General features: G+C 31.7%; 25 protein-coding genes and 1 riboswitch. Of the genes, 16 read left to right on the top strand and 9 right to left on the bottom strand.

Annotated elements, in window-relative coordinates; all coding sequences use genetic code 11:
- Positions 1 to 240: 240 nt before the first annotated feature.
- Positions 241 to 675, top strand: coding sequence for a hypothetical protein (locus ACJAX4_RS10420; RefSeq protein WP_435789398.1), 435 nt, complete (start codon positions 241 to 243; stop codon positions 673 to 675).
- Between the two features lie 242 nt (positions 676 to 917).
- Here ACJAX4_RS10420 and ACJAX4_RS10415 read toward each other — a convergent pair whose 3' ends face one another.
- Positions 918 to 1,535: a hypothetical protein gene (locus ACJAX4_RS10415; protein WP_435789397.1), complete on the bottom strand. Its 618-nt coding sequence runs from the start codon at positions 1,533 to 1,535 to the stop codon at positions 918 to 920.
- 682 nt (positions 1,536 to 2,217) lie between these two features.
- Here ACJAX4_RS10415 and proC point away from each other — a divergent pair.
- Positions 2,218 to 3,027 carry a pyrroline-5-carboxylate reductase gene (gene proC / locus ACJAX4_RS10410; protein WP_435789396.1) on the top strand — a complete coding sequence of 270 codons (810 nt, stop codon included), beginning with the start codon at positions 2,218 to 2,220 and terminating at the stop codon, positions 3,025 to 3,027.
- A gap of 171 nt (positions 3,028 to 3,198) precedes the next feature.
- Here the strand turns inward: proC and ACJAX4_RS10405 are convergent, their stop codons facing one another.
- Both ACJAX4_RS10405 and ACJAX4_RS10400 read right to left on the bottom strand, forming a co-directional pair.
- Complete coding sequence (locus tag ACJAX4_RS10405) at positions 3,199 to 3,669, bottom strand: hypothetical protein (protein ID WP_435789395.1); 471 nt, start codon at positions 3,667 to 3,669, stop codon at positions 3,199 to 3,201.
- Positions 3,666 to 4,118 (bottom strand): hypothetical protein, encoded by a 453-nt coding sequence (locus ACJAX4_RS10400; protein ID WP_435789394.1) that lies wholly within the window; start codon positions 4,116 to 4,118, stop codon positions 3,666 to 3,668. The genes ACJAX4_RS10405 and ACJAX4_RS10400 overlap by 4 nt, the downstream gene beginning before the upstream one ends.
- Positions 4,119 to 4,457: 339 nt before the next feature.
- Between ACJAX4_RS10400 and proB the strand changes: the two genes are divergently transcribed.
- The 3 genes from proB (at position 4,458) to ACJAX4_RS10385 (ending at position 7,698) form a co-directional block, all read left to right on the top strand.
- Positions 4,458 to 5,267: a glutamate 5-kinase gene (gene proB, locus ACJAX4_RS10395; protein WP_435789393.1), complete on the top strand. Its 810-nt coding sequence runs from the start codon at positions 4,458 to 4,460 to the stop codon at positions 5,265 to 5,267.
- 29 nt (positions 5,268 to 5,296) lie between these two features.
- Positions 5,297 to 6,553 carry a glutamate-5-semialdehyde dehydrogenase gene (locus ACJAX4_RS10390; protein WP_435789392.1) on the top strand — a complete coding sequence of 419 codons (1,257 nt, stop codon included), beginning with the start codon at positions 5,297 to 5,299 and terminating at the stop codon, positions 6,551 to 6,553.
- Positions 6,554 to 6,759: 206 nt separating this feature from the next.
- Complete coding sequence (locus tag ACJAX4_RS10385) at positions 6,760 to 7,698, top strand: NTP transferase domain-containing protein (RefSeq protein ID WP_435789391.1); 939 nt, start codon at positions 6,760 to 6,762, stop codon at positions 7,696 to 7,698.
- 124 nt (positions 7,699 to 7,822) lie between these two features.
- On the opposite strand, the gene ACJAX4_RS10380 is transcribed toward ACJAX4_RS10385, so the two are convergent.
- Positions 7,823 to 8,716, bottom strand: coding sequence for a DUF4392 domain-containing protein (locus ACJAX4_RS10380; protein WP_435789390.1), 894 nt, complete (start codon positions 8,714 to 8,716; stop codon positions 7,823 to 7,825).
- A gap of 408 nt (positions 8,717 to 9,124) precedes the next feature.
- On the opposite strand from ACJAX4_RS10380, the gene ACJAX4_RS10375 reads away from it, so the two are divergent.
- From ACJAX4_RS10375 to ACJAX4_RS10350, 6 genes are all read left to right on the top strand, one after another.
- Positions 9,125 to 11,242 (top strand): xanthine dehydrogenase family protein molybdopterin-binding subunit, encoded by a 2,118-nt coding sequence (locus tag ACJAX4_RS10375; RefSeq protein ID WP_435789389.1) that lies wholly within the window; start codon positions 9,125 to 9,127, stop codon positions 11,240 to 11,242.
- 54 nt (positions 11,243 to 11,296) lie between these two features.
- Positions 11,297 to 11,770, top strand: coding sequence for a (2Fe-2S)-binding protein (locus ACJAX4_RS10370; RefSeq protein ID WP_435789388.1), 474 nt, complete (start codon positions 11,297 to 11,299; stop codon positions 11,768 to 11,770).
- Positions 11,764 to 12,591 (top strand): FAD binding domain-containing protein, encoded by an 828-nt coding sequence (locus tag ACJAX4_RS10365; protein WP_435789387.1) that lies wholly within the window; start codon positions 11,764 to 11,766, stop codon positions 12,589 to 12,591. The genes ACJAX4_RS10370 and ACJAX4_RS10365 overlap by 7 nt, the downstream gene beginning before the upstream one ends.
- 26 nt (positions 12,592 to 12,617) lie before the next feature.
- Positions 12,618 to 12,718, top strand: a riboswitch (purine riboswitch).
- Positions 12,719 to 12,839: 121 nt separating this feature from the next.
- The gene (gene guaD / locus ACJAX4_RS10360) at positions 12,840 to 14,105 is read left to right on the top strand and encodes a guanine deaminase (protein ID WP_435789386.1); all 1,266 of its coding nucleotides are present in this window, start codon (positions 12,840 to 12,842) and stop codon (positions 14,103 to 14,105) included.
- 65 nt (positions 14,106 to 14,170) lie between these two features.
- Entirely contained in the window at positions 14,171 to 14,872 is a 702-nt protein-coding gene (locus tag ACJAX4_RS10355) for a replication initiation protein (RefSeq protein WP_435789385.1), read from the top strand.
- A 161-nt stretch (positions 14,873 to 15,033) separates the two neighbouring features.
- Positions 15,034 to 16,488 carry a 4-hydroxyphenylacetate 3-hydroxylase family protein gene (locus ACJAX4_RS10350; RefSeq protein WP_435789384.1) on the top strand — a complete coding sequence of 485 codons (1,455 nt, stop codon included), beginning with the start codon at positions 15,034 to 15,036 and terminating at the stop codon, positions 16,486 to 16,488.
- Positions 16,489 to 16,724: 236 nt separating this feature from the next.
- On the opposite strand, the gene ACJAX4_RS10345 is transcribed toward ACJAX4_RS10350, so the two are convergent.
- The 4 genes from ACJAX4_RS10345 to ACJAX4_RS10330 form a co-directional block, all read right to left on the bottom strand.
- Complete coding sequence (locus tag ACJAX4_RS10345; protein ID WP_435789383.1) at positions 16,725 to 16,967, bottom strand: hypothetical protein; 243 nt, start codon at positions 16,965 to 16,967, stop codon at positions 16,725 to 16,727.
- A gap of 93 nt (positions 16,968 to 17,060) precedes the next feature.
- A complete protein-coding gene (locus ACJAX4_RS10340; protein WP_435789382.1) occupies positions 17,061 to 17,516 on the bottom strand; it encodes a hypothetical protein in 456 nt (151 codons plus the stop codon).
- Positions 17,517 to 17,632: 116 nt separating this feature from the next.
- Complete coding sequence (locus ACJAX4_RS10335) at positions 17,633 to 18,001, bottom strand: hypothetical protein (RefSeq protein ID WP_435789381.1); 369 nt, start codon at positions 17,999 to 18,001, stop codon at positions 17,633 to 17,635.
- Positions 18,002 to 18,351: 350 nt separating this feature from the next.
- Entirely contained in the window at positions 18,352 to 18,945 is a 594-nt protein-coding gene (locus ACJAX4_RS10330; RefSeq protein ID WP_435789380.1) for a DUF3841 domain-containing protein, read from the bottom strand.
- A 257-nt stretch (positions 18,946 to 19,202) separates the two neighbouring features.
- On the opposite strand from ACJAX4_RS10330, the gene ACJAX4_RS10325 reads away from it, so the two are divergent.
- The 4 genes from ACJAX4_RS10325 to ACJAX4_RS10310 all read left to right on the top strand — a co-directional run bounded on the left by ACJAX4_RS10325 (position 19,203) and on the right by ACJAX4_RS10310 (position 23,137).
- A complete protein-coding gene (locus tag ACJAX4_RS10325) occupies positions 19,203 to 20,363 on the top strand; it encodes a TraB/GumN family protein (protein ID WP_435789379.1) in 1,161 nt (386 codons plus the stop codon).
- Between the two features lie 69 nt (positions 20,364 to 20,432).
- Positions 20,433 to 20,909, top strand: coding sequence for a DMT family transporter (locus tag ACJAX4_RS10320; RefSeq protein WP_435789399.1), 477 nt, complete (start codon positions 20,433 to 20,435; stop codon positions 20,907 to 20,909).
- Between the two features lie 185 nt (positions 20,910 to 21,094).
- Positions 21,095 to 21,538 (top strand): hypothetical protein, encoded by a 444-nt coding sequence (locus ACJAX4_RS10315; RefSeq protein WP_435789378.1) that lies wholly within the window; start codon positions 21,095 to 21,097, stop codon positions 21,536 to 21,538.
- Between the two features lie 216 nt (positions 21,539 to 21,754).
- Complete coding sequence (locus ACJAX4_RS10310) at positions 21,755 to 23,137, top strand: hypothetical protein (RefSeq protein WP_435789377.1); 1,383 nt, start codon at positions 21,755 to 21,757, stop codon at positions 23,135 to 23,137.
- Between the two features lie 46 nt (positions 23,138 to 23,183).
- Here the strand turns inward: ACJAX4_RS10310 and ACJAX4_RS10305 are convergent, their stop codons facing one another.
- On the bottom strand, positions 23,184 to 23,717 hold the full coding sequence (locus tag ACJAX4_RS10305) for a hypothetical protein (protein WP_435789376.1): 534 nt from the start codon (positions 23,715 to 23,717) through the stop codon (positions 23,184 to 23,186).
- 368 nt (positions 23,718 to 24,085) lie between these two features.
- On the opposite strand from ACJAX4_RS10305, the gene ACJAX4_RS10300 reads away from it, so the two are divergent.
- A partial coding sequence (locus tag ACJAX4_RS10300) for a DnaD domain-containing protein (protein WP_435789375.1) occupies positions 24,086 to 24,762 on the top strand: 677 nt, incomplete at its 3' end.

The following is a 24,762-nucleotide window of genomic DNA, read 5'->3' as shown; positions in this document are numbered from 1 at the left end:
AGTTAGATACAACAATTATATCAGAAAAGAGGGGGTCATTGCTTTTTTACGTTAAAAACAGCTAAAACCCTTGCAATAGCAAGGATTTAGATATATAAAAACAAAGATAGTGTTTACACTATCATAGTAGACTCAGAGGAACAACTACAACCGCACATTTATAGCTCTATAGATTTTACAGTTAAAGGGTTAAAAATACTAAGTTCAGTTTATACTACACTAAATGTAAATAAAGAAGTTTTGTTTAGTAGAGCTCATGAATCATTTATAACTGCTACTGAACTTGCAGACACTTTAGTAAGAGAAAAAGGACTATCATTTAGACAAAATCATAAAATAACAGCAGAGTTAATTAAGAAACTTACTATTGAACATTTAGATTATAAAGACATTACTTCAGAAATGATTAATGAAATTTCAAGTAAAATTTTGGGAGGGAAAATAAATATTTCAAAAGAAGATATAAAAACAGCATTAGACCCAGTAAACTTTGTTAATATTCGAAATATAACTGGTGGACCTGCCCCTAGTGAAACTATTAGAATGTTTAACATTAGAAAAGAAAATTTAAAATTAGAAAAAATTGAATTAGAAACTAGAAAAGATAAACTCACTCAAGCAGATGATAAACTTGATTTGGCAACAGAACTTATCAGTAAGCTAACAATTGCTTAAGCAAAGAGCTTATTTGAAGAAACTAAATGAATCATCTTATCGACCTTTGAAAGATCACTTGATTCTTTAGTACGAGAGAATTATATAAAAGATGAATATTTTAAGGATAGAACAGTTAAAATTAGATAGTTGAACATTAGAGCGAGCACCAATAGCTGGAGTAGCAGCTATTGGTTATGGGGAGGTCATTAATTGAATGCTAATTTACTTGATATAAGTGAGTCACTTTTATTCGAATCATCTCAAATTCTAGGCGAAAATGAAAAGAAATTGAATGAGATAGGTGGTAGCTTTAATGATTTATCATTTTCAGATGCTTTTGTGAATTTTTTTCCTCTAATATAATAGAATTTATCATCGGTATTTATTTTATAAATTTTTAATTCTGTTCCAATTTTTTTTATATATACTTCTTCATAAAAGTTATATGTTTCATTCTCATATGAGCTAATCCCTGTAGATTTAACGATATAACTTTTAACACTTTCGTCGTACATTACTTGAATTACCCAGTTGGGGTTTTTTTCATATGATTTTATATCATGTGTTTTATACTTGCCTATATTTTTTATATCCTCTTTATACATTTTATTGTCTTCATAATAAAATGTATGAAATGCTTTATAATAATTTTTATCAGCAATATTATTATAATAAGTCTTAGTTATTTCAGTTGCTATTTTTTTATTATTTTCTATTGTTTTTTCTTTTTGAGTAAAGACATTAAAAGTAATTAATATACAAATGATTATAACAACTGAAGATATTGTAGCCATCATTATTGTTGATTTTAGTTTACCTTTTTTTATTTCTTTATTTAATTTGTTTTCATCGAATAAGTCATCTAAGTTATCATTCATGCTTTAGCTACTCCTTTCCATAGGCATAGACATATAAGGTTTTTACACTTATGCTATATATTTTTCTGAATAAGTGTTTTTAGGAACTAAAGTATCCAGGTTTTCTCACCCCCCCATATAATAAAGTATTCATTAGTCATTAGTTTAACGTACATATATCTAAAATCATTTTAACATTATTTAGTTAAAAAGGATATAAATATGGGTATGGTATCGTTTAAAGGTAATCATAAAAAAAGTGGATTTTTAATGCCAAGACATTCTCGTAAAAGAGGTAAAGAAATTAAAAACCTATTTATAAATAAGTGGGTGTGTAGCGAGTTAGGCTTGTTCGGAGAATTCTAATATAGCTCATCAATTATAAATTTACGATACTTTAATAATTAGGGAAAAGTTCATTAGCTTGTCTATTTATGACAAACCAATTTTATATTCTTTTATCCTAAATATTGTCTGATATAGCCTTAATTAAAGATTGTGAATTCAGAATCATATGTACCAGATATAGAAAACTTACAAGTTGCTATCGATGCTTATTTTATGCGACTTCTAGCCCTACAAAGTAGAAAAATAATTATACAAGTACTACCTAGTAAAATTGATTATAAAGCATCGTTTTTTAAATGCGGATTTTAGTGTTATAATTAAAGAATAAAATTTTTTACATAGGAGGAAATATAATATGAATAAAAAAATAGGATTTATAGGCTGTGGTAATATGGCACAAGCTATGATAGGTGGAATAGTAAAATCGAAATTAGTTTCGAGTGAAAGTGTAATAGCAAGTAATCCATCAAATAAGAATTTAGATAAGGTAAAAGAGCAATATAATATTATTGTAACTAATGACAATAGGGAAGTCGCAAAAGTATCTGATATAGTAATACTAGCGGTTAAGCCGTATAAATATTCTGAAGTTATTAATGAAATAAAATCATATTTAAGCAGTGACGCAATTATTGTAACTATAGCTGCAGGAATAACTTTAGAGGTGATGAGCAGTGCCCTTTCAGATGCGGCAAAAGTTATAAGAACCATGCCAAATACTCCAGCACTTGTTTCTGAAGGAATGAGTGCAATTTGTGCTAATAAAAATATTACTAAAGAAGAATTGAAAGATGTAACAGATATTTTTGAAAGCTTTGGTAAGGCAGAGATATTAGAGGAAAAACTTATGGACATTGTTCCATCAGTAAGCGGCTCATCTCCGGCTTATGTTTATATGTTTATTGAAGCGCTAGGTGATGGTGCAGTGCTTAAAGGTATGCCAAGAGACAAGGCATATAAAATGGCAGCACAAGCGGTGCTTGGAGCAGCTAAGATGGTGCTTGAGACTGGAGAACACCCTGGAAAGCTTAAAGACAATGTATGCTCACCAGGCGGAACTACAATAGAGGCAGTATACGCTTTAGAAAAGAAAAATTTTAGAGGGACAGTAATTTCAGCTATGGAGAGTTGTACAGACAAGGCAATTGAAATGGGTAAAAAATAAAAAATATATGCTTTGTTTAGAAAACACCGTAAATTCAGTTATTTATGAATATTACGGTGTTTTTATGGATTATTCGGTTTTAGTAGTTGTGACGCTTTATAAAAACATTTATTTTATGACTATTTAGTCAATAAGTCCACGTCTACGGAACTAACAATTTTTATTGTAATTCTAATTATTTATAGCAATAATCATTAGCTTAGAAGAATTATCACCAGCAAGTGTTCTATCATTAATCCAAATCTGACCATTACCAACCATTATTCCTTGATAATTTGCAAATAGATACTTGGTACGTGCCTTACTAATTGCTTGCTTATACTCTACAGTGAAAATTTTGTCATAATTCTTAATTAAATCATCTTTATTTTTAATTTTGATAATGTTATTATTAATTTTTACATTGATTGGATATCTTATCTCTTCAGATAACTGTTCCTTTTTATTATTTACTATATAACTTTGAACTTTACTAACGAAATTTTCTACATCTTGGTCACTTTTATTATTAACAAATTGGGTGTATTTTTTTCCGTATTCGGCTCCAGGCAGACCACCTTCAAGTTTTAATACAAATGGATAACTAATTTTATTATCTGCACTTATCCATGTCCCCTCAATCTTACCAACAATGTCACTCATTGTTCCTTTAAATATACCTGTATTTTTGCCAGTTTCATCATATTCATATAGTAAAATATTTTTTTCTCCTGCTTTCCTTTTAAATTCATTACACTTCTTTGGTTCTCATAATAATATGTTCCAACTATATTTTTTTCTAATGGATAAATACTCATTGTAATTGGAATATTATTATTTATTGTACCATTATAAAAATAATATCCTTTTTCAAATTGGCTTTTCGTTGTATCTATACTTTCAAGTAGGGCAGAATTTGCATCTTTAATTTTGGGGGATGTATCTTCTGATTGTGGCTGAGATTGTTGATTCGCACTTAATGAGGTATTTTCATTCGTGGTATCATTAATATTAGGTTTACCCATATTATCAATACCCTTCTTTGCACTTGAACACGAAGGTAATATTAAGATTACTGTAATTGTAATGATAATTTCTATTATTTTTTTCACTTATAATTCTCCAATTTAATATTTTATTTCGTACGTGGTTCATATAAATCATAACATATTTTGTATATATTTACATCATATCTTTTTATATCTTATAGAAAAAACTTACACATTATCAATTACTCTTATAGTGTGCAATTAAGTTTTAAAATTATTTCTTATATTAGCCTATTTATTACTTTAAAGTATTGAAAAAGAGAGCTTTATGCAACCAGTCTATTATAGGACTATATGACTCAAAACATATAAATTTGAAATTTTTCCTTATATGATGTAAACTTATAGTAACTTAAAGCACAAAATTATGGATAAAAAAATGATGAGACGAGGCGTAATTATATGAACGAAAGGGAACAATATTTAAAAGATGTGAAAAGAATTGTAGTAAAAGTAGGAACTTCAACATTAACTCACCCTACAGGATTATTAGATTTAAAGCGTATAGAGCATCTTGTACGACAATTAGCAGATATTCAAAATAAAGGGATTCAGGTTGTACTAGTAAGTTCAGGAGCTATAGCAGCTGGTATGGGGGAATTAGGGCTTAAAGTAAAACCAAAAACCATCCCAGGAAAGCAGGCAGCTGCAGCTGTGGGTCAAGGGACATTAATTCATATGTATCAAAAAATCTTTTCTGAGTATGGAAAAACTGTAGCGCAGATTCTTTTGACAGAAAAGGATTGTATAGATGAAAAAAGATATTTAAATGTATACAATACATTTAAAGTGTTACTCTCAAGAGGAGTTATACCTATAGTAAATGAAAATGATGCCGTGGCTACGGATGAAAGAAATGTTGTAGATAATGATACTTTGGCTGCTATGGTGACAGAGTTAATAGATGCAGATTTGCTTATAATACTTTCAGATATTGATGGATTATATGATTCAAATCCTAGGACAGATCCTAATGCGAACATTATTTATAATGTAAAAGAAATAACTGATGAAATTATAGATTCAGCAGATGGCGCAGGATCAGATCTTGGCACGGGTGGTATGGCAACTAAAATTACGGCGGCAAAAATTGTAGTAGATGCAAACTCTAATATGATTATTGCGGAAGGCTCTGAGCCTAACATTATTACTGATATTTTAGAAGGAAAAGAAATAGGAACACTATTTGAAGGAAAACCAAAGACTACATAGGTTTAATAATTGTGTTGAGGAGGGAAAAAATGAATTTTGAAGAATACATGGAAAATATAGGTAGACTTGCTAAAGAAGCTTCTAGAATTATGGTTACTGCTAGTACTAATTTGAAAAATAATGCACTTATACAGATGTCGGAAGCGCTTTTAAGTAATAAAGAAGCAATAATTAAAGCAAATATGGAAGATATGAGATTAGGTGCAGAAAACAATTTATCCAAGGCAATGCTTGATAGACTAATGATTGATGAGCAGAGGGTTTCAAAAATGGCTGAGGGACTTATAAATGTGGCATCACTTCCAGATCCTATAGGTGAAGGAATAAAAAGATTCAAAAGACCAAATAACTTAGATATTTCAATGGTAAGAGTTCCACTTGGAGTAATAGGTATGATATTTGAGTCAAGGCCCAATGTAACGGTAGATGCCGCAGCTTTATGTATAAAAGCGGGGAACTCAATAATACTTAGAGGTGGGTCTGAAGCAATAAACACTAATATAGCTTTAGCTAAAATCATTAAAAAAGCGGCCATTGGCGCAGGACTACCAGAAGGGTGCATTCAGCTTATTGAAATGGTGGATAGAGAACTTGTAAATCGTTTAGTAAAGATGAATGATTACGTAGATGTGATAATTCCTAGAGGTGGCAAAGGACTTAAAAAAGCGATTATAGCTAACGCTACAGTTCCAGTAATTGAAACAGGATCTGGCATATGTCACGTATATGTGGACTCAGAGGCTGATTTTAATATGGCTGAAAAAATAATAGTTAATGCTAAAACTCAAAGACCCGGAGTTTGTAATGCAATAGAAACAGTACTTATACATAAAGATATTGCTGGTGAGTTTTTACCAAGGCTATCACAAAGACTTTATGAATTAGGTGTTGAGATTCGAGTTTCTGAAAGTGGAATAAAGATTCTTCCAAACGCTAAGGCAGCAGTTGATTCAGATTGGTCTACTGAGTATTTAGAGCTAATACTTTCAATTAAAGTTGTAGAGTCAATGGAAGAGGCAATAGACCATATTTTCAAATATGGAACAAAACATTCGGAAGCTATAATAACTAATAGTTATAAAAACTCTCAAAGATTCTTAAAGGAAGTTGATGCTTCTTGTGTGTATGTAAATGCTTCAACTAGATTTACTGATGGCTCAGAATTTGGGTTCGGTGCAGAAATAGGTATTAGCACTCAAAAGCTTCATGCTAGAGGGCCTATGGGACTTGAACAGCTTACAACTACAAAGTATCTTATATATGGTGAGGGTCAAGTTAAAAAGTAGGATATAAAATCCAAATTTAAATTAAAGATAATAAGAAACACTATAAATATTATTGGAATTCAATAATATTTATAGTGTTTTTTATGTTTACTGGCTAAATAAAAACACGTTATAGCCTAACAAATCACTATGGTTTCGGTTTGATTTTTATTAATAATGGTGTAGAATATAACAAGATATCAAGAATTTTTTAATGAGGTGATACTGTGAGAGAAGTTGGAGGAATAATTGCTGCTGCCAACAGATGTGTAGCTTATCCAATGAAAAAGGTCGGTTCAATTTCTTTAATTCAAAGAATGGTACTTACATATAAAAAGGCTGGTATATGGCCTATTGTGGTAATTACGGGTTTTGATGAACCAGAAATAAAGTCAGATCTCGCACGAGAAGATGCTATTTTTATTATAAACAAGGATTATGAGAATCCTCCACTTATCGATTCCTTCAAGATTGGACTTAAATATCTTCAAGGTAAATGTAACAGAGTTCTATTAACACCTGTAAATGTGCCTATGGTTAATTATAAGACAGTGATGGAAATGATTGAAATAAAGGATGACATCGTTATTCCATCATACAATATGCATGGTGGGCATCCTTTACTCATGGATAGTTTACATATTCCGAGTATTCTTTCCTATGATGGTGAGGATGGACTTAGGGGGGCTATTAATTTCTTGGGTGTTTCTATAACTTGGCTAAATGTGAATGATAGAGGAGTTACATGCTCAATTAATGATGAGGACGAGCTGGAAGGACTTCTACCTTCGCACAATGATAGTTTGTTTCAGCCTGCTTTAACTATAAATATAAGGAAAGAGAAAGTTTTTCTTGATTCTAGATTAAGACTTCTTCTTGAGCTTATAGACGACAATGAATCTGTTAATGGCGCTTGTAAAAGGATGTCTTTATCCTTAAGCAAAGCTTGGGATATGATTAATGAACTTGAAAAAAATCTTGGGTATGAAATAGTTTTAAGAAGACGAGGAGGCGCAAAAGAAGGGAGAACACAACTTAGCCATGAGGGTAGAAAGTTTATGGAGAATTATGATCAGTTCTATAGTGCGGTAACCAAGTATACTTGGGAGCAATTTGAAAAGTATTTTGAAGATAAAACATCGAAAGATATAGAATACGATGTATAATTGTAAATTATATGCATGATATTACAGAAGGAAATTCTCCTATAATCGAACCAAGTAATACATGGTAACGTTATCATATATCGAACTATGATAACGTTATTTTATGATTTCATTAGCAACTTATTTATAAAACAAAATCAATTCTGTTTAAAGAAAGATAACTCTCAACAATTGAATTAAAGTTAATCAGCTGTCTTATATTATAACTAAGGTTTATGCCATCTACAGTCATACTTGGTTCTCCTGTATACCCATCCACTCCACCAACAGAAATTACTCTTTCAAGCATTTCAATTTCTTTATAATAATTATGTAAATTATTTTTATTTGAAAGCAATGATAACCCTGAAACAATTGCATAAGCGCCCCAGTTAGAAGTGCCTGCTAAAATAAGATAGTCACAAGTGATTTTTGCACATATTTTTTCACCATTTTTAACATATTTCTTTATATCGCTTTCTATATTCCCCATACCTATTTCATTTCCACCATCACCAACTCCAATTGTAACTATACCAAGTTCTTTTGCCATTAAAAACAAAATATCACAGTCTGCAACATATTTTGTTATTTTTATCCCATTCATATTATAGTATTCATCATCCATCGCTCTTCCTGGGCGCTCAATTGAAATTATATGTGTTGGTTTATATTTATATAATAGTTCAGAGTAAAACTTAGAATTGCCTAGACCGGGAACTACTTCTAAGTTTCCTTTAACTTTCATTGAATTCATGCATGAATCAACTATTTTACTGCAGTTAGTATCAGTTACAATAACAACTTTTTTACCCATTTTTTCTAAAGCAGCAGCTAAGGATGAGGTTCCTAAAGGTCCATCATTTTCTGCTGCGCTTGCATTACTAATGTAAAAACCAGTTAGAAGCATTACTGTTGAGCTATCATACAATTCTTTACATGTGACTGATAAAGTTCCATTTAAAAAAACTTTTTCAAGTTTTCTACGTTTAAGAAGGGCACGCATTGTTTTTTCTAATTTATTAAAATAATATTCCATTTATTGTTTCTCCTTAAAATAAGACTTTAGGTGATTACGAAATTCTAAAGCAGCTACAAATATAATCTAAATATAACATAAAATTATAAATTCTTAAACATAATAAAAAATTTATATAGACTCTGATAAGGAGTGGGATGAAGATACGATGTATAATTGTAAGTTATATGCATTGTATATATTATAGAAGGAAATTCTCCTGCTTACATGGGTAATATTTCAAATACTTTTCAAGAAGTATTTGAAACCTAGAAAAAGGTATTATATAATCAAACCAAGTAATACATGTTAACGTTATCATATATCGAACTATGATAACGTTATTTTATGATTTCATTATTCAGAAAATTAAGAAATATTTTTTTATAATTATACACTTAAAAACTTAGCTAATGCGAGGAGGATATTATGAATAATATAGGAAATTCAGTTCGTAAAAAAGATCATTTAAAAAAGATATTAGGTGTGGCTAAATATGTGGCAGATGTTCCTACAGATGGCATTCTTCACGGCAAGTTTTTGAGGTCAACAGTAGCACATGCTAAAATAAAGAACATTACTTTGCCAGAGTTACCAGAAGGCTATATGACAGTTAACAAGGATGATGTTCTTGGTGAAAACAAGGTTCATATAGTGCTTGAAGATATGCCAGTATTTGCTATAGACACAGTGGAATACATTGGGGACCCAATTCTTATGGTTGTAGGACCGGATGAAAAAATTACAGAGGAAATTGTAGCAAAAATTGTAGTTGATTACGAGGAACTTCCTATTGTATTGGATATGACTAAATCAGAGGTTACGTTTTTTGATTACAGTAATGTAAAAGGTGATGTGGATGGGTGCTTTGAAAATGCGGACAAAGTGTATGATGAAATTTTAAATACAGGTTATGGTGAACAATTGTATCTAGAAACTAATGGAATGATTGCAGATTATCATGACGGTAAAATTACCGTTAGAGGGTCCATGCAATGCCCGTATTATGTTCAAACAGCAGTGAAACTTGCAACAGGACTTGAGAAGAAAAAGGTTCAGGTTCAGACAGATATAACTGGTGGAGCTTTCGGTGGAAAGGAGGATTATCCATCAATACTTGCATGTCAAGTGGCAGTAGCAAGCATTAAAGCTAGAAAACCAGTAAGAGTTATATTTGATAGAAGAGAAGATATTACGTCAACTAGCAAGAGGCATCCTTCAACTGCAAGATATAGGGCTGCTGTTAAAGATGGAAAGATTACAGCAATGGATATCGATATTATATATGACGCAGGTGCATATTCAACACTTTCAGCTGTAGTACTTCAGCGTGGAACAATATGTGCTACTGGAGTTTACAATATAGAAAATCTAAAGGTTCACGGCAGCGCTAACAAAACAAATACAGTTCCCAAAGGAGCTTACAGAGGATTTGGAGCACCACAGGTATTCTTTGACATGGACCTTTTTATGAATCATGTAGCAAAAGGCGAAGGAAGAAATAGCTTAGAGTTTAAACAAGAACATATTGTAATGCAGGGAGATGACACTTCAACTAATGGAAAATTTCACTTCCACGTTCCACTGGGTGAGATGATTAAAGAAGTGGATAATCTTTGTGATTACAAGAAGAAAAAAGAACTTTATGACAAACCACAAACTGGAAGATTACGACGTGGAATAGGTATACAACTGGCATTCCATGGTGCAGGCTTCACGGGCTCGGGAGAAAGAGACTTAATAAAAGCAGTACTAAAAGTTAAAAAGCATAAAAACGGCACTTTGGAAATTCTTACCTCAAATACTGACATGGGACAAGGACTACAAACAACCTTCGCAAAAATAGCAGGTAAAGAGCTAGAGATCCCATTTGATAAAATAATAGTACGTAACCCAGATACTGACAAAGTTCCAGACTCTGGCCCAACTGTTGCATCAAGATCACTTATGATAGTTGGAGAGCTTGTCCGCCTTGCCGCAGCTCGGCTCAAAGATGAATGGAAGGATGGAGAGGAGCAGATCATTGAGGAGCACTACAAACATCCAGAGTTTCTTATACCATTCTCACTTGATAAATTCCGTGGAGATGCTTATCCAACCTATTCTTGGTCAGTTCAGTCAGTAGAGCTTGAAATTGATATGTTAACAGGCCAACATAATGTAATAGGTGCATATGGATCTTTTGATGTAGGTACTCCTATTGACATGAATATAGTAGTAGGGCAAATGGAGGGTGGAATGCTTCAGGGCATTGGTTATTCATCAATGGAATTTATGGATCATGATAGCACAGGACGCATTAGAAATAACAGCTTGAGCGATTATATCATACCAACTGCTATGGATGTGCCAGTTATTAAGGCTTCGATGCATGTTAATGAATATCCTTATGGGCCTTATGGAGCTAAGTGTGCAGGAGAACTTCCAAATGTAGGAACTGCTGCAGCATATATAGAGGCTGTAGAACAAATTTTAGGTAAGAAGGTTCGGCACATTCCATTTACAGTAGAGGATACACTAAAATCAATATCCTCAAAAGAGGACTAAATATAAGTAATTACATGTGGACACCCATATTAAAATAGAGAGGAAGGTATACTCATGAAATATATTGAGTTCAAACTTAATGGAGAAAATGTTCAATATGAGGGTAGTGCGAAAGATAGGCTCTTGGATGTATTGAGAGACGCGTACAGGCTTACTGGAGTAAAGTGTGGTTGTAAAGAAGGTGAATGTGGAGCTTGCTCTGTTATAATCGATGGAAGGCTTGCTAATTCATGTATGATAGCAATGGGAAGTATTCATGGGAGTAATGTTATGACCATAGAGGGATTTAGCAAAACTGAAAGGTTTAAGGTTATTGATAAAGCATATGGAGATGTTTCAGCAGTGCAATGTGGATTTTGTATACCAGGGATGGTACTTGCAACAGAATGTATACTTGCAAAGATTCCACATCCAACGCAGGAAGATATAAGACGTGGAATATCCGGAAATTTATGCCGTTGCACAGGATACAATTCAATAGTTAAAGCTATAGGAATCGCAGCAAAAGAAGGTGAAGGATTATGGTAACATTAAATAATGGATACATGCCAGAAACACTTGAAGAGGCGCTTTCAGTAATGAGGGATGAAAAGGTTAAGCCTTACAGTGGAGGAACTGACCTTATGGTTGAAGCTTACGAAGGTGCAAGCTATCTATTTTTGAATAAGATACCAGAGCTTAAGATAATAACATCAGATTCTGATTATATAAGAATGGGGGCACAGTGTACTTTCACTGAAATAGAGGAATCAGATCTTGCACCTCGAATTTTAAAGGATGCAATGTCACAGCTTGCAGGCCCAGCTGTAAGAAATTTCGGGACTATTGGTGGGAATATAGGAAATGGATCTGCAAAGGCTGATTCAGCTTTGGTATTATTCGTTACGGACTCACTAATTAGACTAAAAAGTGCTAGTTCTGAGAGAACAATATATATTAAAGATTTTTATAAGCAAAGAAAACAGCTTGACCTGAAAGAAGGAGAACTCATTGTTGAGATTGTGATACCTAAAAAATATCTTGAAAATTATTATTATAAGAAGATAGGAGCTAGAAAGGCGCTAGCAATTACTAGAGTAGGATTTGCAGCACTTCTCCACGCGGAAAATGGAGTGATTACTCACGTAGCAACTGCATTTGGAGCAATCGAACCTACCATAGTTAGACATCCGGAAATTGATGAGATGTTTATAGGAAAAACTATTAGTGAAGCTAAGGGATTAAAGGATAATTACCTAAAATTATATGAAAATACAATAAACCCAAGCGCTGGGAGAGTTTCAAAAGAATATAGGAAAACTGTATGTATCAATTTATTAAGAGATTTTTTAAATGAAAATGGTATATAATTAAATGTGTAAAGTTGTAAAATAAATACAACAATTAAATATTATCTTGTATATATTAGAAATATGGTCTAATAGTATCTACCAGGTTGCTATAAATTACCTGACTACAAGAATAATTTGAAGCTATGCTGAATTTAGCTTTAATTATTCTATAGTCATTTAACTTAGCAACCTGGTTTTTTATACTTTATTAAAAGTTAGCTTAATTACTACGTCATATAATCATCCATAAAAAAGGGAGGATAATAATGAAAGCACTTAAAGGTAACATAATTTTTACTGCTTCTAGTGAAAAGTTCGAAGTCTATGAGAATAGCTATCTTGTAGAATCTGATGGAACAGTTATAGGGATATTCAAAGAACTTCCAAGCCACTTAAAGGGGATTGACGTTAATGATTTTGGCAATTCACTAATAATTCCAGGATTCGTAGATATGCATCTGCATGCTCCACAGTTTCAGAATATGGGACTTGGCCTAGATGAGGAACTGCTGCAATGGCTTGAAAAGTATACGTTTCCTGAAGAAGCGAAATATAGCAATGAAGAATACGCCAAGAGACTTTATACAAATCTTGCAAAGGAGTTGTGGAGAAATGGAACCACTCGAGTTGTACTTTTCTCTACTATTCACAGAAATGGAACTGAAGTTCTAATGGACGTCATGAATAGAGCAGGCATTGGGGCTTACATTGGAAAGGTTAATATGGATAGAAATTCACCTGATTTTTATGTAGAGTCCACTGAGGAATCACTATCATCTACTGAAGAATGGATATTGGCTACAAAGGACAAGTACAATCTTGTAAAGCCTATAATAACTCCAAGGTTCGTTCCATCGTGCTCAGTAAAGCTCATGAAGGGCCTTGCCAACCTTTCTGATAAGTATAATCTTAAAGTGCAAAGTCATCTTTCTGAGAATGAGGGGGAGATCCAATGGGTGAAGATACTCCACCCAGAATTTAGCTCATACGCAGGTGTATATGATGGAATGAATCTTCTGACTGAAAATACAATTATGACTCATGCAGTACACAATACACCAGAAGAAATAGGGCTACTAGAAAAACGAAACGTCTTCATAGCACACTGCCCAAATGCTAATTTCAATTTGTCATCGGGCATAATGCCAGCAAGGAAATTCCTTGATGCTGGAATTAGGGTTGGACTTGGAACAGACATAGGTGCAGGACATCAGATAGGTATATATAAGGTAATGAACTCTGCTGTTCAAGCTTCAAAGATAAATTGGCTTAATAGTGGAAAGGTTGAGCAGAGCCTTACAATGTCAGAAGCTTTCTATATGGGAACAAAAGGAGGCGGAGAATTCTTTGGTAAGGTGGGGTCTTTCGAGGATGGATACTCACTAGATGCTCTCGTAATAGATGATAAAAACCTTGGTGACATAGATAACAGAAGCATCGAGGAGCGCCTCCAAAGGTTCATATACTGCGGAGATGACAGAAATATAACAAAACGTTATGTTGCCGGAAAACTACTTTCTGAGCCAGTGTGATGTATTTGAAACTACATTGACACCCCTGTAGTTGTATAGTAGAATACAACTACAGGGGTGATATTTTGGAAACACAATTAATGCAAAATGAAAATTCTTGGATTTGTAAGGATAATAAACTTATCAATGCAAGTTATAAACTGAGTATAAGAGAATCAAAACTTATATTGGCAATCGCTTCAATGGTTAATGCTTTTGATGAAGAATTCAAAGATTATATTATAAGTATTAAAGACTTTGCCAAATTTTTAGAAGTTGATTTAAGTACGAATGAAAATCTTTATAGTAAAGTTAAAAGAGCAAGTGGGTTATTACTGAGTAAAAGGGTAACTATCCATGAAAAAGATGGGGATTTTCAAACAGTATGGCTTTCAGGAATAAAGTATTATGATGACGAGTGCAGAGTGGCTGTTAACTTTCATCCAAAGCTTAAAGAATACTACCTACAACTTCAAAAATCAACTCAATGTAGGCTTAAAAACATAACAAACCTTAATAGTGAATATAGTTTAAAAATCTATGAATGTTTAAAACAATACGAAGAAATAGGTTCAAGAATATATGACCTTTTAGAACTAAAAAAGTTTTTAGGGGTTGAAAAACAATACGATAGATATTACAACTTAAAACTAAGGATTTTACTTGTAACACAAAAAGAAATTAGTGAAAAAACTGATATATGTTTTGAATTTGAGGAAATAAAAGAAGGTAGAAATATTAAGGCTATCAAATTTTATATAAAAAATAACTGTAATGGCAATGAGTAATCTAGAAATTTAAACATATAACTACATTGACAACTAAGTAGTTATATGTTATTATGTAACTACAGCAGTGATGATTAAGTTCAAAAATAATTAGCATATATGATAATATTATAACAACTAATAAAGTTATACAAAATATACATTCGAAAGGATTGATTTTAATGGGTTTAATGACTGGAGAACAATACGTAGAAAGTCTTAGAAAGCTGGATCTAAAGGTTTATATGTTTGGAGAAAAAGTAGAAAATGTAGTGGACAACCCTATTATTCGCCCTTCAATGAACTCAGTTAAAATGACTTATGATTTAGCACAAATGCCTGAATATAAAGATTTACTGATATCTACTTCAATAATTACGGGTAAAAAAATTAATAGATTTGCTAATATACATCAAAACGAAGGAGACTTAGTTAAAAAAGTTAAAATGCAAAGATTATTGGGACAAAAAACTGCTTCATGTTTTCAAAGATGTGTTGGAATGGATGCGTTTAACGCTGAATATAGTACAACCTATGAAATCGATAAAGATTGTGGAACTAAGTACCATGAGAATTTCATTAAATTCTTAACATACATTCATGAAAATGATTTAATAGTAGACGGAGCAATGACAGATCCAAAAGGTGATAGAGGTCTTTCAATAACAAAACAAGAAGATCCAGATATGTACCTCAGAGTAGTTGAAAGAAGACCTGATGGTATTGTGGTTAGAGGGGCAAAGGCTCATCAAACTGGCATATGTAATTCTCACGAAGTTTTAGTTATGCCAACTATGGCTATGAAGCCAGGCGAAGAGGATTATGCAGTATCATTCTCAGTACCAACAAACACAGATGGTATTATTATGATTTTAGGACGTCAATCTTGTGACACAAGGAAAAGCGAAGAAGGAGCAGACATCGATGTTGGTAATTACAACTATGGTGGAGTAGAAGCTTTAGTTGTCTTTGATGACGTATTTGTACCAAATGATAGGATATTCTTAAATGGAGAAACTGAATTTGCAGGAATGCTTGTTGAGAGATTTGCAGGGTACCATAGACAAAGTTATGGTGGATGCAAAACTGGTGTAGGTGACGTACTTATCGGTGCTACAGCTCTGGCTGCAGATTATAATGGAACTAGTAAGGTATCACACATTAAAGATAAATTAATAGAAATGACTCACTTAAATGAAACACTATACGCTTGCGGAATTGCATGTTCTGCAGAAGGTCATAAAACTGAATCAGGTAACTATATAGTAGACTTGTTGCTTGCTAATGTATGTAAACAAAATGTTACAAGATTCCCATATGAAATAGTAAGACTTGCAGAAGACATTGCTGGTGGCCTAATGGTAACTATGCCTGCACAGAAAGATTTTCAGGATCCAATAACTGGTCCTTACCTTGAAAAATACTTAAAAGGTGTTGCATCTGTAACAACAGAAAACAGAATGAGAATACTTAGATTAATAGAAAACATGGCACTTGGAACAGCTGCAGTTGGTTATAGAACAGAATCAATGCATGGCGCAGGTTCGCCTCAAGCACAAAGAATAATGATAGCAAGACAAAGCAATTTACCACATAAAAAATCCCTAGCAAAAGTGATAGCTAGAATAAAAGATTAAAAGAATAAGAATTAAGCTTAACGGGTTCAGTTTTGAAGTTCTTCTGAGTAAATATCATTAATATTCACTTAAATAAACGCTATGATGGTTTAATCATAGCGTTTATTGTTGATATAACTATATTAAGAGTAGTTTATTCCATTATATATGTATATTATAATGTTGCATGATATATGAATGGTGCGACATAAGTAATTATTCTTTATTTTTTAGTTCTAAAACTATAGGTGCTATATTTAGTAAAATAGATATATTGTAAGAAACCATAATGCCTTTTCCATTGTAGGTATAACATCTAATAAAGCCGACCAATCCTCGCTTTTTACCCACTTGGATACAGCACTGTATTCTGAACAAAGTGTCAATGCTGTAAATGACAATCCAATTGCCATAGCAAGTTTATAGTCTTTTCCTGTTTTATACATATAAAGATTTATAAAAGTTGCTACTATAGCAATAACTCCTAATATTAGCCACATAATTATACCTCCATTATTATTTTTTAGTTACACATAATTCTACTATTGTATCGTAGTCTTGGAATTAAACGACTTAATGAAATTTATATTATTCTATTTGTTTTTATTTCGTTTAAGCCATATAACAGCAATTGCTAACATTACTAAAGATATTACTGCAATTAGTATAAAGTAAGTGATATCGCTATGCACAAAGAACATAAGTCCATACCACTGACTCATAGACAGTAGATATAGAGGGAATATCAAATCAGTCCATCTTCCTACAGTATGAACCATATTTATGTTTGCATATATGCCAAGAAAAGAAGAAATAAATGTAATGAACCAAAATATTGAACAATACTTCACTGCTCCACGATTTCTACTCATTATACCTGTTACTAAAACCAAAATCCAAACAGTTGCATACCACAATGTTATAATCACACTTCTTATAGATGCTGAACTGCCATCTTGAAACTCTACAAAATTTAATAATAAACAAGCAATAAAGGTTACAATAGATAAAATAACAAATACGCCAGATAATGTTCTATTGTATCCCATTTTTTACCTCCTGTAATAAATCTTGCTTCACACTTTTTTACTGATACGACGTTAAATATTAATTAGTAGAAATTATTTCGTCGTATACTTTTATTGTTTCTTCTGGATTCTTATAGTTAATTAAAATAAACCCCGTCTACATTATATCTGATAGAAATATATGGACCATTATTAGATTGTAAATAGAGATGTCCATAACCATAATCCCATTCTGCCAACCTAAAAACTCCTTTATATACATCTCCAAAATTAAATCCCTTAACCCTTTTTTCAACCCTAGGAATATCATCAAGTAGCTCGATGGATGTTATAGCTTCCTTGGATGGAGAAATCCCATACATGCCAGTGATTCTTATTATTTCTCCTTCTACTGTTACTTGATTTGGAACACTACCATAGTAAATAAACACAAATATAAATATCATCACAGGTACTGTTATTATTAAACTTAAACGATTAAATTTTCCTATTTCTTTTTTCTTCAATGATTTCACCCCCATTATTACGCAATTTAAATTTTATACCTAATTTATCAAATATAAATAATCTCTATTTCACAATTAATTACAATTACGAAACAACTTATCTCTTAAACTATACCATAAAAAACCATTTTTACATATGTACATTGGCTCATATTAAATTAAATTCAAAGAAACCACAGGTTTTTAACCCGTGGTTTCTTGATTAAATAGTAAATTAATAGGTTATTATATTAACGTGATTTCATATGATAATGTTAATGATATTTCAGTAAAAGCACTTCAAAACGGAACCCGTTAGAATTAAGCTGACATCTTTTTTAATAAGGTGTCAGTTTTGTTTTTAACTGAATTCACTCATAGTATATTATATCCACAATCATATCTTCTCTTATTTCCCATATATTTGCCTGCACACTAAATGCATTAATGTTCTCTACTTCAAATATTCTCATCCAACTATCCATAACTTGCCTTTTTTCTAAGGGGAAAAGGTGTGACAATTTTCCTTCTATAAAAGAATAGGTATCTTTAAAACCTCTGTTTTTCATATCCTGGGCATATAACTTTCCATCCTCTATATCCTTTGGAATATAATGATGGTTTAGAACATAATCCCATTTTGCACCGTCAAAATAGATAATTTCTGATTCATCCACCTCTAAAACATATACTACGGTATTTTCTATAGGCCGTAACATATTTTTCTCACTTATAGAGCACCAGGTGGGAAATGTAACATCTTGGGGTTTTGAAACAATTTTACTTGCAGAATTGACAAACCACATATAAGCGTTAATATAATGCTCTGCCATATCATCGAATTGTTGCACAATATATTCCTTTTTATTTCTGTGTACTCCCTGTTTTTTTAAATTTTCCAAGCTCTTTATATCTTGTCTAGTCCAAAGAGTCACTTTATTAGAAATATTTTCGAAACTTGACATTGCAAATTACCTCCAATTCATTTTTTATTCAACTAAAGGAAACACTGGGTCTTTAATCAATTATACAAATAAATCCTATGAATTTCAACGACTACTAGCAACAGATCTTGTCTGTTTCGCTTCCAAACTCTGCAAATTCGCTACGCTAGGAAATTAAATGCAGAAATAGATTGATGCATGTGTTATTATAAAAGAAACTTATTTAGATCTACTAAAGCAAAAAAATAGTGAGATACATCATAAGGGGATGAGAATTAGTGAATGATAATATTATAGTATTAAAATATCAAGAAAAAGAAATTATTTTAGTTGGCACATCTCATGTTTTGAAAGAAAGTGCTGAACTTGTGAAAAAGGTTGTGAGTGAAGAAAATCCCGATAGTGTTTGCGTTGAGTTGGATGAAGCACGTTATCAAGGCATCCAAAATCCTAAAGCCTGGGAAAATACAGACATTGTCCAAGTCATTAAGACGAAAAAAGTAGGATTTCTTTTAGCAAATCTTGTACTAAGCTCCTATCAAAAAAAAATCGCTCAAAAACTAAACACTACAGTGGGGCAAGAGATTCTGCAAGGTATGGAAAGTGCTAAAGAGATTAAAGCAGAATTAATATTGGCAGATCGTAGTATACAGACTACATTTCTACGTATTTGGCGTAAGTTAAGTTTTTGGGAAAAGGGTAAGTTGCTGCTGGGAGTGTTGTTTTCTGATGAGGAGAATGATAATAACCAGATTTCAGATGGTGCGATAAAAAAAATTATGGAAGAAGATATAATAGAAGCAGCTATGTCTGATATGCATAAGCAGTTTCCTAAAATAGGGGAGATTTTAATTAGTGAACGAGATCAGCATTTGGCAAGCAAAATTAAAAATGCACCAGGTAAAAAAATTGTTGCCATTTTGGGAGCTGCACATCTTAAGGGTGTAAAAGAAGAAATATTTAAATCACAAGACATGGAAAGTATTACTGAAATACCGCCTAAGTCTCCAATTTCTAATATTGTTGGTTGGGCTATTCCTGTTTGCATCATAGGATTGGTTTCCTATGGTTTTATTACAAACATACAAACAGGATTGCATCAATTATCTTCATGGATATTGTGGAATGGAGTATTAGCTTCATTATTTACCGCAATATCACTAGGGCATCCACTTAGCATTATTACAGCGTTTATTGCATCGCCTATTACTTCTTTAAACCCTTTTATGGCTTGTGGTTGGTTTGCAGGTCTTACTGAAGCTACTATAAGAAAGCCAACTGTACAAGATGTAATAAATATCCCAACGGACATATTTAGCATTAAAGGGTTTTATAAAAATCGATTTTTAAGAACAATGTTAATAGTTATTATGGCTAACATAGGAAGTTCAATAGGAACTATGATTGCAGGAATAGATATTGTAAAAAATCTACTGTAGTAAATCACAAGGCTAAGATAAGATAGTAAGTTAACTGTTTATGAAGAAACGAATCGAAAGACAAAAAGAATAGCGTACTTCAGTATCATTGCAGCAGCAACATTATGGGGTACCATAGGGGTTTTTATTAAAGAACTTAACTCGCTTGGCTTTGCTCCTATACAAATAGTGTTTATACGAGCTATGGGAGCAGCTGTAACTCTCATCTTGTTCTTATTAATCAAAAATACAAAGCTTCTTAAAATTAACCCTCGTGATTCCGGTTACTTTGTAGGAACAGGAATATTAAGTTTTATTTTCTTAAATTGGTGCTATTTTATAGCCGTAAATAAAACCTCCCTATCTGTTGCAGCAATACTTTTGTATACTGCACCAGCTATAGTAACGGTATTATCTGTAATCCTGTTTAAAGAAAAGATGACAACAAGGAAGACTATATCTCTGCTGTTGACTTCTGTTGGGTGTATTTTTGTTGCAGCATTTGTGCAAGGAACTGGACAAAACATTACGGCTACTGGCATATTTGCGGTTTCTATCATTAGATAAAAAAGTGAAAGTATACAAGCTGGCAATAATTCAAAGGTGTTATTAGAAATGGAAGAAGTTTTACTTTCTAACTTAACGTTAAAGGTTTTTATTGATAATACTAACTTTAAGTAACTTTATGATATAATAATACTATAGAATTGTTAGACGAAAGATTAGTCTATAAAATATAAGGGGGAATTGATGTGGGAATTGATAAAATAGCGATTATTTTTGTTGCACTTTTTGTTGTTGTACTTGGAGTTACAAGTCTGATTTTTCGATACCTCGTTACTACAAATAAAATAAAAAAAAGTAAAATATCAAAGATATTTTATGTAGATGATGAAAATTTCATTAAATATTGGAAAAGAACCCAAGAAAAACGAATGTTAAGGTATATCGTTAAAAATATTATGATCTCAACTGCTATAATGTTTATAATAGGCATAATTTCTTTATTGAACAAAATCAGCATGTATGGATATGAACAAAACCAAACATTGCTTGTTGCGCTGTCAACGGGTGTTATATATGGGTTGTTATTTTCTCTACTTAGCTGGGGTATAGAAAATGATCGATATAACCACTTAGTAGAAAAAAATAATGTGGAAAGTGGCATCATAAATAATGATGATAAAAAAAATTAAGTAATTATAAAATTTTGATAAATTTGGAGCTTATTGCAAGAGAGTACAGATAGATTTAGTAAAGTACCCCAATGGTATCTTTTCTTTTTTTTTGTTGAATTTTATTCTAAAATAAAGGGAATATAAAACTTATGTTGAATATAATTACAATATGACATAATTTAGGAAAGGTTAAATATTTAACAATAAAAAAATGTCTTAGAAGGGGGAAATATAATGAGGTGCGAAGAACTTAGTAATGAGCGAAACAGTGATATTATAGATTTCTATAAAGGGGTCTTTAAATCTATAGACCCCACCATTATTGAGTTATTGGGAACTACAGGAGCAGGAAAAACTACTTTTTGTCAACAATTTGTAGATGAAGCAGGGAAAAAGATTCTAAGTGAAGTAATTACAAAATCAGGAAATAGTACTGTTATGTCAACTGATATTGTTATTCTTGAAAATACAAAGAACAGGCTCTTTCTAAAAGCTAGAGTTAAGAGTGATATAATTAGCGACTTGATTTTGTTTGCTCTAAATATAGATCCTGAATTTAAATTTGATACTAAAAAGAGTATTACCGATGCGGTTAATAAAGCTGGATTAAAGAAAAGTAATAAGGAAATTAAAGTTAATAAAGATTTATTTCATGGTTTGTATAATTTATTTAGGACTATAAAAAGAATTAGCAAATTTCAAGAAATTGCAAAGGATTTGCAGTCTAATTATACAAATGAGCATGAAATTATAAATCATAACACATCAAATAAAAATCTGACTAAACTTCTTGATGATATGATATTTTCGGAATTTCAGATAAATGATTTTTATGGATACAGTCATGAAATTGCAATAGATGAAGAAAAAATTATAGAAAAGACTATTATAGCGGCCAATGAATTTAATATATACAAGGAACAAAAGGAAGGATTTAATGAAATTCCATCATATAGAATACTTTTTGAGCAGGCGACATTGGTGCTACAATGTGATGAAAAAGCTAAAAGATGTTTACCTGAAAAATTTAAAGAAGGAATTGTGTTTAGGGAACTCCGAACTCATAAAAAAGGGAGGCAAATTGATATAATAACTAATTTTAAAGCGATAAATAAAATATTCCTTATTCCAGTTGCTACTGGTGGGCATCTAGTTGATGATACAATTATTGAAGAATTAAAAAGTATTATTCTATCTGAGTCAAAACATAATACAGTAGTAATAACAAAGATTGATAAATCTAGCTCTTATATAGAATATACACAAAATGATTATGCAGCTTTTATAGAAAATCTAAAAAAGCAAATTACTATAACTCATAATAATTTAATTGTTAAATTAGATAAAACTAAGGAGCGTAATGTAAATCAGGGATATAGCTTTGATAGAGATTCAATATCAAAAAAGATCATTGCGTCCATTGATAATGCCTATCTCTCAAAAATCACTAAGGATAAACAAGGATATTATGATGCAGAGCTTCATAAAATAGTATGTAAAAATCAAAACATTGAAGAAATATCAGTATCTGATATAGACGATATAGTTATTTTAGATAATTTCCATACAATTATTTCAAGTATTTTAGAAAGAAAAAAAGTTTATGGTATGGCTTAATTATATAAATTTAAACGATAAATAAAAGAAGACAAGTTATGACCATTTAATACTGGCATAGCTTGTCTTCTTTTATTATTCGTCCTTCATCTAAATCTATTAGCATAACATAAAGATTTGCACGTAGAGACTTAGGTGGTTTATTTACAAAGAGGTCAAATTCCTTTTGACTCCCAACTGCAATAGATACTTTAATATCTGCTGTAAGTTCACTCGAAGCTATTTGCCCATAAACATTATACATTGTTGTGAAACTCACAAAAGGTTTAATTTTAATATACCATTTAGAATACTCCCAGTTAGTTATTTCAAGCATTAAATCAGCAGGGCCGTCTATGGTTTTATTTAAAGTCCATTCAAAATCACGGGTATATATATCAGATAATATAACTTTAAAAAACTTTTTTTTGTTTTCTAAGATTTGTATTCGTTTATGTTCTGAAGATATTTCCTCAGTTATATCATTTATGTGTCCTGCGGCTAACATCAATTCACTATAGGTAACCCCATTATATGCGCCACCAGCAAATTTATTTATTGTGTCCGGCGCAGGAGGTGATTTTACTAGTTTTCGGAGCAATCTGGAAATGTGAGCTGCACTTACATCAATTGTGTTTGCATATTGGTTAACAGAATGTATATTTTTATACCTATTCCATTGACTATAAACAATGAACTAACAGAAACGAAGTTAATGATAATGGATGATAACTAATATTAAAAGTACAGATAAAGCTAATTTTACTTATATAACTAAGTTTAAGGGAGGAAAAATACTTCTATTTATATCTAATAACAAATTCCAAAACAACACAGTGCGGAATTTATGAACTATCTACTATAACTATTGAGAATGATACTGGGTATAACAGAGAAACTGTAGAGAAGCTTATTCAACGATTCTGTGATTATAAGAAGATTTTATACTGTGAGGGTACAAAGGAACTCATGGTTATCAATTGGATAAAATACAACGTACCAACTAGTATTAATACAATTAAGTGTATACAGAAGGAATTACTTAAAGTAAAGAATAAAGAATTCGTCAAAATACTATTTAGTAAATGTCATGAAAATGGGTTAGATGTAGATAAGATCTTTGAAAACTTCAAATTTGACGATGGCGCTGATGAAATATTTGAAAATGAAGCTAATAAATCACAAGTAAAAAAAATTGAAGGGGCTTATAAGGGGCTACCAAGTAATAGAGAAGAAGTAATAAGTAAGAAGCAAGAAGTAATAAATAAAAAAGAAGTAGAAGAAGTAATAAACGATAATAATTCAGCTACGATTGCTGAGGGAATAAAAAATATAATTAAAACATTTGAAGAAAATGTACATGCTATCACTCCATTGGAATATGAAAAAATATTAGAGTTTACAAGCCATGTGGCTAGTGAAGTTATTATTATGGCAATAGAGGAGGCCGTGAGGTATAATGCTAAAACCATGAAATATATCGCTAAAATACTGGATAGCTGGATTAAATTCGGCATGAAAACTACTGATGAGGTAAAAATATATCAAAAAAAATGGATTAACAAAAGGAGTATAGCCTTAAATAATAATGTTAAAAAAAGTGGATTTTGTGATTTTGAACAAAGAAAATATAATTTCGATGACCT

The sequence above is a fragment of the Clostridium sp. genome (assembly GCF_051278035.1).
Classification (GTDB): domain Bacteria; phylum Bacillota; class Clostridia; order Clostridiales; family Clostridiaceae; genus Clostridium_AD.
The sequence above is the reverse complement of the archived record's forward strand: the minus strand, read 5'-3'. Positions and strand labels throughout refer to the sequence as shown.

Excerpts from the sequence above, each read along its gene's own strand:
- guaD (WP_435789386.1), top strand. The coding sequence starts at position 12,840 with ATGAAAGCACTTAAAGGTAACATAATTTTTACTGCTTCTAGTGAAAAG.
- ACJAX4_RS10345 (WP_435789383.1), bottom strand. The coding sequence starts at position 16,967 with ATGTGGCTAATATTAGGAGTTATTGCTATAGTAGCAACTTTTATAAAT.
- proB (WP_435789393.1), top strand. The coding sequence starts at position 4,458 with ATGAACGAAAGGGAACAATATTTAAAAGATGTGAAAAGAATTGTAGTA.
- ACJAX4_RS10350 (WP_435789384.1), top strand. The coding sequence starts at position 15,034 with ATGGGTTTAATGACTGGAGAACAATACGTAGAAAGTCTTAGAAAGCTG.
- ACJAX4_RS10340 (WP_435789382.1), bottom strand. The coding sequence starts at position 17,516 with ATGGGATACAATAGAACATTATCTGGCGTATTTGTTATTTTATCTATT.
- ACJAX4_RS10310 (WP_435789377.1), top strand. The coding sequence starts at position 21,755 with ATGAGGTGCGAAGAACTTAGTAATGAGCGAAACAGTGATATTATAGAT.
- ACJAX4_RS10390 (WP_435789392.1), top strand. The coding sequence starts at position 5,297 with ATGAATTTTGAAGAATACATGGAAAATATAGGTAGACTTGCTAAAGAA.
- ACJAX4_RS10415 (WP_435789397.1), bottom strand. The coding sequence starts at position 1,535 with ATGAATGATAACTTAGATGACTTATTCGATGAAAACAAATTAAATAAA.
- ACJAX4_RS10380 (WP_435789390.1), bottom strand. The coding sequence starts at position 8,716 with ATGGAATATTATTTTAATAAATTAGAAAAAACAATGCGTGCCCTTCTT.
- ACJAX4_RS10365 (WP_435789387.1), top strand. The coding sequence starts at position 11,764 with ATGGTAACATTAAATAATGGATACATGCCAGAAACACTTGAAGAGGCG.
- ACJAX4_RS10405 (WP_435789395.1), bottom strand. The coding sequence starts at position 3,669 with ATGAGTGACATTGTTGGTAAGATTGAGGGGACATGGATAAGTGCAGAT.
- ACJAX4_RS10375 (WP_435789389.1), top strand. The coding sequence starts at position 9,125 with ATGAATAATATAGGAAATTCAGTTCGTAAAAAAGATCATTTAAAAAAG.
- ACJAX4_RS10330 (WP_435789380.1), bottom strand. The coding sequence starts at position 18,945 with ATGTCAAGTTTCGAAAATATTTCTAATAAAGTGACTCTTTGGACTAGA.
- proC (WP_435789396.1), top strand. The coding sequence starts at position 2,218 with ATGAATAAAAAAATAGGATTTATAGGCTGTGGTAATATGGCACAAGCT.
- ACJAX4_RS10370 (WP_435789388.1), top strand. The coding sequence starts at position 11,297 with ATGAAATATATTGAGTTCAAACTTAATGGAGAAAATGTTCAATATGAG.